The organism is Tropicimonas marinistellae, assembly GCF_001509585.1.
GTDB classification, from domain to species: Bacteria; Pseudomonadota; Alphaproteobacteria; order Rhodobacterales; family Rhodobacteraceae; genus Tropicimonas; species Tropicimonas marinistellae.
Genome location: NZ_LNCI01000006.1, coordinates 260,005 through 273,551, shown reverse-complemented (window position 1 = coordinate 273,551; position 13,547 = coordinate 260,005). Strand labels below are relative to the sequence as shown.

General features: G+C 64.5%; 13 protein-coding genes and 1 tRNA gene. 9 read left to right on the top strand and 5 right to left on the bottom strand.

The genetic code is table 11. From position 1 onward, the window contains the following. Positions 1-750 carry a triose-phosphate isomerase gene (gene tpiA / locus ARC39_RS14595; protein ID WP_068115548.1) on the bottom strand — a complete coding sequence of 250 codons (750 nt, stop codon included), beginning with the start codon at positions 748-750 and terminating at the stop codon, positions 1-3. A 105-nt stretch (positions 751-855) separates the two neighbouring features. After that, a complete protein-coding gene (locus tag ARC39_RS14590; RefSeq protein ID WP_068115547.1) occupies positions 856-1,704 on the bottom strand; it encodes a LysR family transcriptional regulator in 849 nt (282 codons plus the stop codon). 93 nt (positions 1,705-1,797) lie between these two features. On the opposite strand from ARC39_RS14590, the gene ARC39_RS14585 reads away from it, so the two are divergent. After that, entirely contained in the window at positions 1,798-2,034 is a 237-nt protein-coding gene (locus tag ARC39_RS14585; protein ID WP_068115546.1) for a hypothetical protein, read from the top strand. On the opposite strand, the gene ARC39_RS14580 is transcribed toward ARC39_RS14585, so the two are convergent. The 3 genes from ARC39_RS14580 to rimK all read right to left on the bottom strand — a co-directional run bounded on the left by ARC39_RS14580 (position 2,012) and on the right by rimK (position 4,353). Further along, the gene (locus ARC39_RS14580) at positions 2,012-2,383 is read right to left on the bottom strand and encodes a HesB/IscA family protein (RefSeq protein ID WP_068115545.1); all 372 of its coding nucleotides are present in this window, start codon (positions 2,381-2,383) and stop codon (positions 2,012-2,014) included. The genes ARC39_RS14585 and ARC39_RS14580 overlap by 23 nt on opposite strands. Positions 2,384-2,489: 106 nt before the next feature. After that, the gene (locus ARC39_RS14575) at positions 2,490-2,852 is read right to left on the bottom strand and encodes an SUF system Fe-S cluster assembly protein (RefSeq protein ID WP_068115544.1); all 363 of its coding nucleotides are present in this window, start codon (positions 2,850-2,852) and stop codon (positions 2,490-2,492) included. A gap of 70 nt (positions 2,853-2,922) precedes the next feature. Then, positions 2,923-4,353 carry a 30S ribosomal protein S6--L-glutamate ligase gene (gene rimK, locus ARC39_RS14570; protein ID WP_068115543.1) on the bottom strand — a complete coding sequence of 477 codons (1,431 nt, stop codon included), beginning with the start codon at positions 4,351-4,353 and terminating at the stop codon, positions 2,923-2,925. 76 nt (positions 4,354-4,429) lie between these two features. On the opposite strand from rimK, the gene tgt reads away from it, so the two are divergent. The 8 genes from tgt (at position 4,430) to ARC39_RS14530 (ending at position 13,492) form a co-directional block, all read left to right on the top strand. Then, complete coding sequence (gene tgt, locus ARC39_RS14565; protein WP_068115542.1) at positions 4,430-5,560, top strand: tRNA guanosine(34) transglycosylase Tgt; 1,131 nt, start codon at positions 4,430-4,432, stop codon at positions 5,558-5,560. Positions 5,561-5,816: 256 nt separating this feature from the next. Further along, positions 5,817-8,234 (top strand): endopeptidase La, encoded by a 2,418-nt coding sequence (lon, locus tag ARC39_RS14560; RefSeq protein ID WP_068115541.1) that lies wholly within the window; start codon positions 5,817-5,819, stop codon positions 8,232-8,234. Positions 8,235-8,355: 121 nt separating this feature from the next. Then, the gene (locus ARC39_RS14555) at positions 8,356-9,288 is read left to right on the top strand and encodes a carbon-nitrogen hydrolase family protein (RefSeq protein ID WP_068115540.1); all 933 of its coding nucleotides are present in this window, start codon (positions 8,356-8,358) and stop codon (positions 9,286-9,288) included. 118 nt (positions 9,289-9,406) lie between these two features. Then, positions 9,407-9,481, top strand: a tRNA-Val gene (locus ARC39_RS14550). A 21-nt stretch (positions 9,482-9,502) separates the two neighbouring features. Next, complete coding sequence (locus ARC39_RS14545; RefSeq protein WP_068115539.1) at positions 9,503-10,072, top strand: histidine phosphatase family protein; 570 nt, start codon at positions 9,503-9,505, stop codon at positions 10,070-10,072. A gap of 41 nt (positions 10,073-10,113) precedes the next feature. Beyond that, the gene (locus ARC39_RS14540) at positions 10,114-10,842 is read left to right on the top strand and encodes a helix-turn-helix transcriptional regulator (protein ID WP_068115538.1); all 729 of its coding nucleotides are present in this window, start codon (positions 10,114-10,116) and stop codon (positions 10,840-10,842) included. 534 nt (positions 10,843-11,376) lie between these two features. Further along, a complete protein-coding gene (locus tag ARC39_RS14535; RefSeq protein ID WP_068115537.1) occupies positions 11,377-12,030 on the top strand; it encodes a protein-L-isoaspartate O-methyltransferase family protein in 654 nt (217 codons plus the stop codon). A 61-nt stretch (positions 12,031-12,091) separates the two neighbouring features. Further along, entirely contained in the window at positions 12,092-13,492 is a 1,401-nt protein-coding gene (locus tag ARC39_RS14530; protein WP_368085976.1) for a TolC family outer membrane protein, read from the top strand. Positions 13,493-13,547: the final 55 nt, after the last annotated feature.

The following is a 13,547-nucleotide window of genomic DNA, read 5'->3' as shown; positions in this document are numbered from 1 at the left end:
TCAGGCGTTTTGCAGCGCGTCGATGATGGCCCCGAAGTCCGCGGCCTTCAGGGAGGCGCCGCCCACCAGCGCGCCGTCGACATTGGCGACACCGAAGATCTCTGCCGCATTCGACGGCTTCACCGAGCCGCCGTAGAGCAGGGAGACCGCGCCGCCGACGTCGGCGCCGAAGCGCGCGGTCAGCTTGGCGCGCATGAAATCGTGCACCTCGGCGATCTGCTCGATGGTGGGGACGCGGCCGGTGCCGATGGCCCAGACGGGCTCGTAGGCGACCACGAGGCTCTCGCCCGTGATACCGTCGGGGATGGAACCTGCGAGTTGTGCGCCGACCAGGTCGAGCGTTTCGCCGGCGTCGCGCTGTTCCAGCGTCTCGCCCACGCAGACCACGGCGACGAGGCCCGCGCCGGTGGCGGCGGCGGTCTTGGCATTGACGGTCTCGTTGGTCTCGCCGTGGTCGGTGCGCCGCTCGGAGTGGCCGAGGATCACGTAGGTGCCGCCGGCATCCTTGATCATCTCGGCGGAAATGTCGCCGGTATGCGCGCCGCTCGCGTTCATGTGGCAATCCTGCGCCCCGGTGGCGATCGGGCCGCTGCCCACACGCTTGCTCAGGCGGTCCAGCAGGGTGGCGGGGGGGCAGATCAGCACGTTGCAGCCCGGCGCCGGATGGGCCTCCAACATCGCGTCGACCTCGGCCAGAGAGGCCTCGGTGCCGTTCATCTTCCAGTTGCCGGCGGCAAGTTTCTGCGCCATGGGTCGTCCCTCCGTCTGGACATTTGGGTCGGGCGCCAATTTGCAGGGGCGTGGGCCGGGGTCAAGATGTGCCGGGCGCGGCGCATTGATGCCTTTCCGCTGGCGTCATGGCGGGTGTGACCGCAGCGAAGGGTCGGTCAGCAGGCGCGTGAGCGCGTCGAGGGCCGCCCGGACCGGCGGATCGTGCCGGGCCTCGTGGTGGCTGACCAGCCATTCGTCGTGGGTAATCTCGGCAACCGGCGGCGCAAGGCGGACAAGGCCCGGCTCCGTGTCGCCGGCATAGGTGGGCAGCAGGACACGGCCGACCCCACGCTTCGCAAGCTCCATCGCCAGCCGGGTATCGCTCGCCAGCATTACCACCTGTTCGGCGCGGGTCCGCCAGAGCCAGCGCTCGGAGGGGGTGCCGGCGGTTTCGCGCGGCAAGGTGACGTAGCCCGTCACGTCCGGGCCGATCCCGTATTCGGCGTAGTCGATCCGCCAGGTCCGGCGCCCCGCCAGCCAGTCCTGCTCGGGCCGGCGGTTGCGGATGCCAATGTCCGCCTCCCGCCGGGCGATATCCACGTTGCGGTTCGAGGCAAGGAAGTCCGGCGCCCAGATGTCGTCCGGCGACCAGATGCGCGTGATGTTGCGGGCGATGAAGCGCGCCGTCCAGTTGCCCGCGGTGATCCGCACCCGGACCGCGCGGCCACCGCGATTGCGCCATCTGTCGATGCGTTCGGTGGCGGCCTTCAGCGATTGTGCCTCTTCGGCCAGCGCACGCCCCTCGGCTGTCAGCGCATAGCCCTGCGTGCCGCGCAGAAACAGGCGTCGCCCGATCTGCGCTTCCAGGCGGGTCATGCGCCGGCCGAGCGTCGGGACGCTGGTTTGCGTTACCTGCGCGGCAGCGGTCAGCGATCCATGCTCGGCCACGGACAGGAAGAGCGAGAGATCGTCGAGACTCATGGCGTCTTTCATTTTTGAAACGGCTCTTGCGAAATCACGGACTGAAACTGGCCCTGTGTTCGTGATTTTAAGGAGATGATTTCCGAAAATGAAAGGAATACTGCAATGTCGTATCGACCGCTTGACCCCTATTGCGACGCCAGCCCGGTACTTTTCGACGATGCCTGGAGTGCATTGCCAAAGGCGCGCAGCGAGGTGGACATTATCCGGGCACGCGTGCGCAGCCGCGCCAAGTGGCAGCGCCGCCGGCGCTGGCTTCAGCTGCGGGTTCAACTATTCGGGCGTGCGAAGGAGCGGCAGCCGCTGGAGCCGCGAACGATCAGGCCGGCTTGTCAGCCATGAGGGTTTCGTCGAACTTGATCGACTCGCCGCAGCCGCAGGCCTCGGTGACATTGGGGTTGCGGAACTTGAACCCGGCTTCGAGCAGCGACACTTCGTAGTCGATCTCGGTTCCGAAGAGGAACATCTGCGCCATCGGCGCGATCATGACGCGCGCGCCGTCCTGTTCAACCACCTCGTCGAGAGGGTCGATCGTGTCGGCGTATTCCATGGAATATTCCATGCCGGCGCATCCGCCCTTCTTGACGCCGAGCCGCAGGCCCTGATGTCCGTCACGGTCCATCAGCTTGGCGATATGCGCCGCTGCGCGCGGCGTGAGGGATACGGCCTGTTTGCCGGGGATGGAGAACATCGCATTCGTCCTTTTCGCTACGCCCAATGTAGGGCGGCCCGTGGCGCGGCTCAAGGTTGCCCGCAGGCGGCGCTCGCCGCCGTGGCTTTGGCGCGATCTGGCGCGGTCACATGAACCCGAGTTCCAGCCGTGCCTCGTCGCTCATCATTTCCATGCCCCAGGGTGGTTCCCAGGTCAGGTCGACGTCCACCTGTTTCACGCCGGGGAGCGGTTCGATCGCTTCGGCAACCCAGCCGGGCATGTCGCCGGCCACCGGGCAACCGGGCGCCGTGAGGGTCATGGTAACCCGCACTTCGGATTCGGGATTGATGTCGATGGTGTAGATGAGACCCAGATCGTAGATATTCACCGGAATCTCCGGGTCGAAGACCGTGCGGCACGCCTCCACGACCGAATCGTAGAGCGGGTGGTCGGTTGTCGAAGGCCGAATCATCGGTTCGCCTTCCATGCGGGCGGTATCGGCTGTCATCCTGTCTTCCATTCCGGAAAAAATTGTTGACTGAATATATAAGAAAGGCTGGCCTTCGGGTCCAGTCTTGTCAGGTCTGTTCGTCGGCCCTTTTTGCCGCTGCGTCGCGGGGGGCGCGGACGGTGCGTTTGCGGGCCGGTGCCGGACGGGCGCGTTTCTCGATCTCGTCATAGAGCACGCCAGCGATGTTCTTGGCGCTCGCCTTCTCGATTCCTTCCAGCCCGGGCGAGGAGTTGACCTCCAGAACCTTGGGGCCGGTCTCGCCGCGCAGCAGGTCGACGCCGGCCATGTTGAGGCCAAATGCCTTTGCCGACTTCACGGCGGCTTCGCGTTCCGTCTTGGTGATCCGGACGGCCTCGGCATGGCCGCCCTGGTGCAGGTTCGAGCGGAACTCGCCGGGCTGGGCGACGCGGCGCATGGAGGCGACCACCCTGCCGCCGATGACGAGGCAGCGGATGTCCTCGCCGGCGGCTTCCTTCACGAACTGTTGCACGAGGAAGTTCGCCTTCAGACCCCGGAAGGCGGAGATGACGGATTGCGCGGCCTTCCGCGTCTCCGCCAGGACGACGCCCTTGCCTTGTGTCGATTCCAGCAGTTTCACGATCAGCGGCGCCGTGCCCACGAGGTCGATCAGGTTGTCGGTATCCTTGGGCGAGTTGGCGAAAGCGGTGGCCGGCATGCCGATCTTGTGGCGGGCAAGGATCTGGTGCGCGTGCAGCTTGTCGCGGCTGGCGGTGATGCCGGCGGAGCCGTTCACGCAATAGGTCCCGATGGTTTCGAACTGCCGGATCACGGCCGTGCCGTAGGGCGTGATCGAGGCGCCGATGCGCGGGATGACGGCGTCGTAGCGGGGCAGGCGCTTGCCATCGTAATGCACCTCGGGTGCCAGCGCGTTGATCGCCATGTAGCAGCGCGTGGTGTCGATCACCTCGACGACGTGGCCGCGCCGCTCGCCTTCCTGCACGAGCCGCGTGGTGGAGTAATTGTGCGCCTCGCGGCTGAGCACGGCAATGCGCAGGGCGCGGCTCGGGGCGGCTTCGCGGACGTGGTGGGAGTGGTAGATGTCGAAGCTGAGTTCGGGCTGGCAGAAGCTGTCGCCGGGGCTGACCAGCACGTCCTCGCCAAGCGCCTGCCGGCCGAGCAGCATGCGGTAGCTCATGCCGCCGCGGTGGGTCAGCGTCATTTCGATGGGCCAGCGCCGCTTGCCGATCTGGATATCGGTCCCGATGACGTAGCGCAGTTCGGATTCACCGTTCGACGAGGTGACCTCGCGCCGGTCGACGATGTCGGCGGAGCAGGGGATGGAGATTTCCTCCTCGCCCGGGATCGGGTGAACGGAGAAACGGACTTTCGGGTTCGCGGCGGGGCCGAAGGGTTCGATGTCGAAGGCATGGAGCGCCGATGTCTTGGCCCCCGTGTCGACCTTGGCCTTCATCGCCGGAAGGCCGAGGTCGGGGAGAGCCACCCATTCTTCCCAGCCGAGCTTGAAGTCGTCGCTCATGTAGCGCTCCTTTCCACGTTCCGCGCATCTGGTGCACCCAATTGCATACGCCGGACATATCTGAAAGGGAGTTTGCATGACCGACAGATTCTCGTTCTCCCTTCGCGCCACGGACGGCAAGGCGCGCACCGGCACCATTTCCACGCCGCGCGGCGAGATCCGCACGCCGGCCTTCATGCCGGTGGGCACCGCCGCGACGGTGAAGGCCATGCTGCCCGAGAGCGTGCGCGCCACCGGTGCCGACATCCTGCTGGGCAACACCTATCACCTGATGCTGCGGCCGACGGCGGAGCGGATCGAGCGGTTGGGCGGGCTGCACGGGTTCATGAACTGGGAGCGGCCGATCCTGACGGATTCGGGCGGGTTCCAGGTGATGAGCCTGTCGGAGTTGCGCAAGCTGACGGAGGAGGGGGTGAGCTTCCGGAGCCACATCGACGGCTCCAGGCACATGCTCACGCCCGAGCGCAGCATGGAGATCCAGCGCCTGCTCGGCTCCGATATCGTCATGTGTTTCGACGAATGCCCCGCGCTCCCGGCGTCGCACGAGCGCATTGCCGAGAGCATGCGGCTGTCGATGCGGTGGGCGCAGCGCTCGCGCGATGCCTTCGGCGACCGGCCCGGCCATGCGCTCTTCGGCATCCAGCAGGGCGGCGACATGGAGGATCTGCGCGGCGAGAGCGCCGAGGCACTGCGGGCCATCGGCTTCGATGGCTACGCCGTGGGCGGGCTCGCGGTGGGCGAGGGGCAGGAGGTCATGTTCCGGGTGCTGGACTACGCGCCCGACATGCTGCCCGCGGACAAGCCGCGCTACCTCATGGGGGTGGGAAAGCCCGACGATATCGTCGGCGCTGTCAAGCGTGGCATCGACATGATGGATTGCGTCTTGCCGTCACGGTCCGGACGCACCGGGCAGGCCTTCACCCGCCGCGGCGTGGTGAACATCAAGAACGCCCGCCACCAGGACGACCCGCGACCGTTGGACGAGACGTGCACCTGCCCGGCCTGTTCCAACTATTCCCGCGCCTATCTGCACCATGTGTTCCGGTCGCAGGAAATCATCTCCTCGATGCTGCTGACCTGGCACAATTTGCATTATTTCCAGGAACTCATGCAGGGGATGCGGGACGCGATCGCCGCCGGGCAGTTCGAGGCGTGGGAGGACTCGTTCCACGCGCAGCGCTCGCACGGAGATATACCGCCGATCTGACGGCGGCCCCCCCTTGAGCGGAGGCTACGGAGCCCTCGGGTGACACTGCCCCGCGCAGCGCCGCGGCGACCGTTGGCGGCATTATCCGGAATGCCTGCTTGCTCCCGCCATGCTGCGCGGGCACACTGGCAGAGAAAACATGGCCGGGTTGAAATAAGCGGGGCTGGAACCCACTTGAAGATGCCAGGACCGGAGAAGGCCGTGCGCTGCCGTTGAACGGGGCCGGTGCCTTCTTGCCAAGAACAGGAAAACGAGCATGCGAGAGCCTCTGAACCAATCCTACCCCGTGTTGCCGTTGCGCGACATCGTGGTGTTCCCCCACATGATCGTGCCGCTCTTCGTGGGCAGGGATAAGTCCGTCCGCGCCTTGGAAGAGGTGATGCAGGACGACAAGCAGATCCTGCTGGCAAGCCAGATCGACGCCTCCGAGGACGATCCGGCGGCTGAAGGAATCTACAAGGCGGGCGTGCTCGCGAATGTGCTGCAGCTGCTGAAGCTGCCCGACGGCACCGTGAAGGTGCTTGTCGAGGGCCTGTGCCGCGTCCGGATCTACGAATACCTTGAGAACGACGACTTCTTCGAGGCCCGCGCCGACACGCTGACCGAGATTCCCGGCGACGAGGAGACGGTGGCCGCGCTGGTCCGTTCCGTCGGCGAGGAATTCGAGCGTTACGCGAAGATCAAGAAGAACATCCCCGAAGAAGCGCTTGCCGCGGTTGCCGAAACGCGCGAGGCGGCCAAGCTGGCCGACCTCGTCTCGGGCCATCTGGGGCTGGAGGTCGAGCAGAAACAGGAGCTTCTGGAAACCCTCTCGGTCGCCGAGCGGCTTGAGAAGGTCTATGGCCTGATGCAGGGCGAGATGTCCGTTCTGCAGGTCGAGAAGAAGATCAAGACCCGCGTGAAGTCGCAGATGGAGCGGACGCAGCGCGAGTATTACCTGAACGAACAGATGAAGGCGATTCAGCGCGAACTGGGCGATGGCGACGAAGGCCAGAGCGAGTTGGCGGAGCTGGAAGAGAAGATCGCCGCGACCAAGCTCTCGAAAGAGGCGCTCGAGAAGGTCGAGGGCGAGCTGAAGAAGCTCAAGAACATGTCGCCGATGTCGGCCGAAGCGACCGTTGTGCGCAACTACCTCGACTGGATCCTGTCGATCCCGTGGGGCAAGAAATCGCGGGTCAAGAAGGACCTGAGCCGCGCGCAGGACGTGCTCGACAACGACCATTACGGGCTTGAGAAGGTCAAGGAACGCATCGTCGAATACCTCGCGGTGCAGCAGCGGTCTGCCAAGCTGAAGGGCCCGATCCTGTGCCTTGTCGGCCCGCCGGGCGTGGGCAAGACCAGCCTGGGCAAATCGGTTGCCCGTGCCACCGGGCGCGAGTTCATTCGCATCTCGCTCGGCGGCGTGCGCGACGAAAGCGAGATTCGCGGCCACCGGCGGACCTACATCGGCTCCATGCCGGGCAAGATCATCCAGGCGCTGAAGAAGGCCAAGACCACCAATCCGCTCATCCTGCTCGATGAAATCGACAAGATGGGGCAGGACTTCCGCGGCGATCCGGCCTCGGCGATGCTGGAGGTGCTCGATCCGGAGCAAAACAACACGTTCGTCGATCACTACCTTGAGGTGGAATACGACCTTTCGAACGTGATGTTCCTGACCACGGCGAATTCCTACAACATGCCGGGGCCGCTTCTGGACCGGATGGAGATCATCCCGCTGGCCGGATACACCGAGGACGAGAAGCGCGAGATCGCGCGGCGCCACCTGATCGAGAAGCAGATGAAGAACCATGGTCTGAAGGCCAAGGAATTCGAGCTGAGCGATGCGGCGCTGACCGAGATCATCCGCACCTATACCCGCGAGGCCGGTGTCCGGAATCTCGAACGCGAAATCGCGAAACTTGCCCGGAAGTCGATCACCAAGATCGTCAAGAAGGAAACCGAGACTGTCACGGTGGAGCCCGGCGATCTTGAGGATTTCCTGGGCGTGAAGCGCTTCCGCTACGGGCTTGCGGAGAAGGAGGACCAGGTTGGCGTTGTCACCGGGCTCGCCTGGACATCCGTGGGCGGCGATCTTCTGTCCATCGAGGCGCTGAAACTGCCCGGCAAGGGGCGGATGAAGACCACCGGCAAGCTCGGCGACGTGATGAAGGAAAGCATCGACGCCGCGAACAGCTTCGTGCGCTCGATTGCGCCGGAGATCGGGGTGAAACCGCCGAAGTTCGACTCGCTGGATATTCACGTCCACGTGCCGGAAGGGGCGACGCCGAAGGATGGCCCCTCGGCCGGCGTGGCGATGGTGACCTCCATCGTGTCGGTGCTCACCAAGATCCCGGTGCGCAAGGATATCGCGATGACCGGCGAGGTGACGCTGCGTGGCAACGTTCTGGCGATTGGCGGGCTCAAGGAGAAGCTGCTGGCCGCGCTCAGGGGCGGCATCAAGACGGTGCTGATCCCGGAGGAGAATGCCAAGGACCTGCCCGAGATCCCGGACAACGTGAAGGAAGGTCTGGAGATCATTCCGGTCGCCCATGTGCGGGACGTTCTGCGGCAGGCGCTGGTGCGGATGCCCGAGCCCATCGAATGGGACGAAGCGGCCGAAGAGGAAGCCGCTGCCGCGCGGGCCGCGGCGGTGGACGCCGCCAAGGCAGGCGAGGCGCAGACAGCGCATTAAGGCCGTTTGGACCGATCGAAAGGCGCCCCTCGTCGGGCGCCTTTTTCTTTTGTGCTGCCCCGGAGTCGTGTCAGGCTTTGAAACGTCACATTGGTGTGGCGGGACACGAAGGGACAAAAGAATGAAAGTTGCGGTCGTTCAATACCCGCCGGTGTACCTGGATCTGGAACGGACCATGGAGCGCGCGGTCGAAATCGTGGCGGAGGCCGCTGCCGCGGGGGCCGGTCTCGTGGTCTTTCCGGAGGTTTGGATTCCGGGCTATCCCACCTATGTCTGGCGGCTCAAGCCCGGCGCGGGCATGGGGGCCACGGACGAGCTTTTCGCGCTGTCGCTCGCCAATTCGGTGGACCTGTCGAAAGACGGCCTTGCGCCTCTCCGGCAGGCGGCGCGGGAGCATGGCGTGGTGCTCGTGGTGGGGTACCAGGAGCGGGACGGCGCCGTCTCGGGCAGCACGCTCTTCAACAGCTGCGCGATCATCGATGCGGACGGACGCCTTGCCAACAACCACCGCAAGCTCATGCCGACGAACCCGGAACGGATGGTTTGGGGGTTTGGCGACGGCTCGGGGCTGAACGTCGTGGAAACCGCCGTCGGGCGCATCGGCACGTTGATCTGCTGGGAGAACTACATGCCGCTTGCCCGCTGCGGGCTCTATGCCCAGAACATCGATATCTACGCCGCGCCAACATGGGACAGCGGCGATACATGGCTGGCCACGATGCAGCACATCGCGCGGGAGGGTGGCTGCTGGGTCGTGGGGTGCGCAACATCGCTGCAGGCATCCGACGTTCCCGACGGGCTTCCGTACCGGGACGAGCTGTTCGGCGCCGACGAGGACTGGGTAAACCCCGGCGACGCCGTTGTGTACCGCCCGTTCGGAGGTGTGGCAGCCGGCCCGATGCGAAAGGAAAAAGGGCTTCTGTGGGCCGAAATCGATGTCGCCGCGGCCGCCGCATCGCGCCGCAAGTTCGACGTTACGGGCCATTACGCGCGGCCGGACGTGTTCACGCTGAACGTGGATCGGAAACACAAACGTCCGGTGACTTTCGATTGAACGGGCCTGCGCGGGAGGCGTCCTGTCCGGCACAGGCGCCGATCGCGTGGACCTGTGCCGGCCCTGCCGCAATCCCCCCTTGCGAACCAAACCGCCCGGCGTTATGAGGCACGCCACCGGGTGATTAGCTCAGTGGTAGAGCGCTTCGTTCACATCGAAGATGTCGGGGGTTCAAATCCCTCATCACCCACCATTTCCCATCAGTTGGCGTGGCATGGCCGAGTTTTTCATATTGCGGCATGGCGAGACCGTCTGGAACGTTGAGGGGCGGATGCAAGGGCATCTCGATTCCGCGCTGACGGCGCGGGGGCGGGAACAGGCCGTCCGGCAGGGGGCGATCCTGCGCGCCGCGGGTGCGCAGGGGCTGCCCGTTCAATCGAGCCCGAGCGGACGTGCGACCGAAACGGCCGCGCTCGCCCTGCCGGGATCAGTCTGCACTCTCGACGACCGTCTGTGCGAGGTTGCCATGGGGGCCTGGCAGGGGCGTACGATGCGTGAAATCGAACGCGCCTGGCCCGGCGCGACGGACGATCCGCACCCGTTTCTGTGGAAATTCGCGGCACCGGGCGGCGAAACGCTGGAGGCTATGCAGACGCGGCTGGCTGGCTGGCTCGCGGAACAAACGGCCTCCTGCATCGTCGTGACGCATGGCGTGACCTCGCAGCTGTTGCGCGGTGCCTTGCTTGGGTGCGATACCGCGGCCATGGCGGAGTTGGAGGATCGGCAGGGCGTGGTTTATCGTGTGCGTAACGGTATGGAAGAGCGACTCGTCATGGACGATTGAGCCATTCCGACGGGTGAGAGGGATCTCGGAGAGGAGTCGGAATGCAGAGTGATTGTCGTGAATTTATCGAGCGAATTCGGTATATTGCAGATCCGGACACGCTCTGGCGCACGGTTCTGTCGTTTTTCAGGCAACGTGGCGCGCAACGTGTGAGCTACCGCCATTTCCTTGCCGACTATGAATCGGAAGACCGGCCGACGATCTTTCACGACGGGTTTCCGGAGCGTTTTGTCCGGAAGTTCGAATCCGAAGAGCTCTTCCGCAACAATCCGATTGCCGAGATCGCGCTCGCGACAACCGAACCGTTCTACTGGTCCGATGTGAGCCGGGTGGCGAACCTGTCGGATGAAGAACGGCGATTTCTCAAGATCGTGCGCGAAGAGATTTCCGGGGATGGCGTCGTTCTTCAGCTGTTCGGTCCGGGCGGACGGAACGGGACGGTGAACCTCGGCTTCGTTCCAGACACACCGCGTCTGAGTCCGACAGCGTTGCGGGAGTTGCAACTCGTGGCGCAAGCGGCGCATCTGGCCTATTGCCGCATGGTTACCGTTCAAGAGGAAGACACGAGCTTTGGCATGACGGACCGCGAACTCGAGGTCCTGGCATGGATTGCGCGTGGCAAGTCCAATTCCGTGATCGCCGATATTCTTGGTATCTCCGCTCACACGGTCGACACCCATGTCCGCCGGATATTCAGGAAGCTGGGTGTCAACGACCGCACGACGGCAGCGGTGAAAGGCTTCGGTCTCGGTCTGCTCGAAGCCGCCTAGGCGGCGCGGGGTTCACGACGTCGTCACCGGCCAATACAACTCGTCGAATGGTTTGGCCACGCGCAGGATGACGTACGCGTCACGTGCCTACGGGACTGATTAGATGTGCGCCCGGTCGCTATATCCCTCTTGCTGATGGCAGAGACGGACACGACCCACTCTGGCAGCGTTGAAGGAAAATGCGTGGCGCGCACCCCCGAGTCACGATGTCGACGGGGCTGGCGCCCACCGACCTCCCGATACGCCCTCGTGTTCGTCCGGTTGCCAAACCGGCCGGTCTTTCTCGTTTCGGCCGCCGGACAGCCGGGTGAACCTCCCCAGAGAGGACGCCCGAACGATAGCACCACTCACGTGCAAGTGTTGCGCTCCCAGGGCGCAACGGGCGGCAGGCTCATGGGGATGGCCTGTCGCCCACCTTTTTTCACCACATAGAACCCGGCACATGGCCAAGGTGATGCGGCGTGCCTGCATGTTGCCTCGCTCAGGTGATTGTGCGACACGATCACGAGGCTTCCGGGTCGACAGAGGTTATCCATGAGCGCTTTCACTTCCCTGCGAACAATGATGGTCGATACGCAAATCCGGCCGTCCGACGTAACCAAGTATCCGATTATCGAAGCGATGCTTGACGTGCCGCGCGAGCTTTACGTGCCGGACAATCGCCGGGATGCGGCCTATGCCGGTCAGAACGTGTCTCTGGGCAATCGCCGCGTGGTGCTGGAACCGCGGACGCTGGCGAAGATGCTCGATGCGCTGAACATCGGCCCGAACGACCTGGTGCTCGACGTCGCCGCCGGCCTCGGCTACGCGACTGCTGTTGCCGCGCGCCTGGCGGAAGCGGTGGTTGCGCTGGAGGAGGATCCTGACCTCGCCGAGGAAGCGGAAACGACACTCGCCGCGCAGGATGTTGACAACGCTGCCGTTATTCGCGGTGCCCTGAACGAGGGTGCGGCACAGCACGGACCCTACGACGTGATCATGATTCAAGGCGCTGTTGCGGAGCTGCCACAGGCGTTTTCCGATCAATTGAAAGAAGGCGGACGTATTGCCTGCCTCTTCATGGATAGTGAATGTGGTGCCGTAAAGATTGGGTACAAGATAGACGGTGTCGTTAACTGGCGTTTCGCATTTAACGCAGGTGCACCAGTTCTGCCCGGCTTTGAGGCCGAACAGGCATTCACGCTGTAAACGGCGAATCGACCCTGTTATAGTGCAACAAAAGGCAGGCCTTCGAGAGGGAGCAGTTCGCGTGAGTATTATCGGCAAGCGCCTTCGGCGCAATTTCTTCGGTGCGGCGACCGCGGTTGCGGCGCTCATGCCGGTTGGGGCGATGGCGGAGACCTTGGCGGATGCCCTGATCGATGCCTATCGGAACTCCAATCTTCTGGAGCAGAACCGGGCTCTGTTGCGGGTGGCGGACGACGAGGTGGCGATTGCCTTCTCCGCCCTGCTTCCGACCCTTGATTTCATCACGGATTTCGGTGGCACGCATCCGAACCAGTTCGGAACGCTCGGCGCCACGGACAACCTCAGCGCGACCTTCGCGTTGCAGGCCGACATCACGCTTTATGCGGGCGGCCGCAATCGCCTCAGCGTCGATGCCGAGAAGGAAACGGTCCTGGCCACGCGCGAGGCGCTGAGATCGCTGGAGCAGAACGTGCTGCTGCAGGCCGTCGCGGCGTATTTCGGCGTGTTGCGGGCGCAAGCCTTCGTCAACCTGCGCGAAAACAACGTGCGCGTGCTGACGCAGGAAAAGCAGGCGACCGAGGACCGGTTTGAAGTCGGGGAGGTGACACGGACCGACGTTGCCCTGGCCGACAGCCGCCTGGCCGCTGCCGTGAGCCTTCTTGAAGCCGCGCGCGGCGACTACACGATTTCCCGGGAGAATTTCCGGACCGCCGTGGGCCGGTACCCCGGAGACCTGGAAACGCCCGGTGGCCTTCCCGCCACGGCGGCGACAGTTCAGGAGGCGGCGAATGTCGCCGTTCGCACGCACCCGGATATCCGTCAGGCGCAACGCGAGGTGACCGTCGCCGAGATCGGCATGAAGGTCGCGAAAGGGGCCTATCTGCCGACCGTGTCGGCGACCATCACGTCGCTGACCGGCACCGACGAGCTTTACGACGACGAGGAGCACTCGCTGGGGATGCGGCTGTCGCAGCCGATCTACGGTGGCGGCCGGCTCGCCGCGCTGGAGCGTCAGGCCATTTCGCGCCGGGATTCCACACGTGCGAACCTGTTGCAGACGACGCTCGGCATCGAGGAGCAGGTTGCGAATGCCTGGGCCAACCTCGAGGTCGCGAAGGCGCAGATCCGCGCCACCGAGCTTCAGATCGAAGCGGCGCAGATCGCCTTCGACGGGACGCGGGAAGAAGCGACGCTCGGCGCGCGGACGACGCTGGACGTTCTCGACGCGGAGCAGGAACTGCTGGACGCCCGGGCCGCGAGAATTGATGCGATCGCGACGCAGTACGTAGCGGTTTATTCACTTCTTTCTGCAATGGGTCTTCTGACCGTCGACCATCTGAACCTCGGAATTCAGACGTATGATCCCGCTGGCTACTACAATGCCGTCAAGCACTCGCCAGCCCGGCTTTCGCCGCGCGGCCAGCAGCTCGACCGGGTTTTGCGGAGACTGGGCAAACAATAGGCGGGTGATCGCCGTTAACGCGTTCCGGTACGGATGCCCACCTTTACAAGTCGGG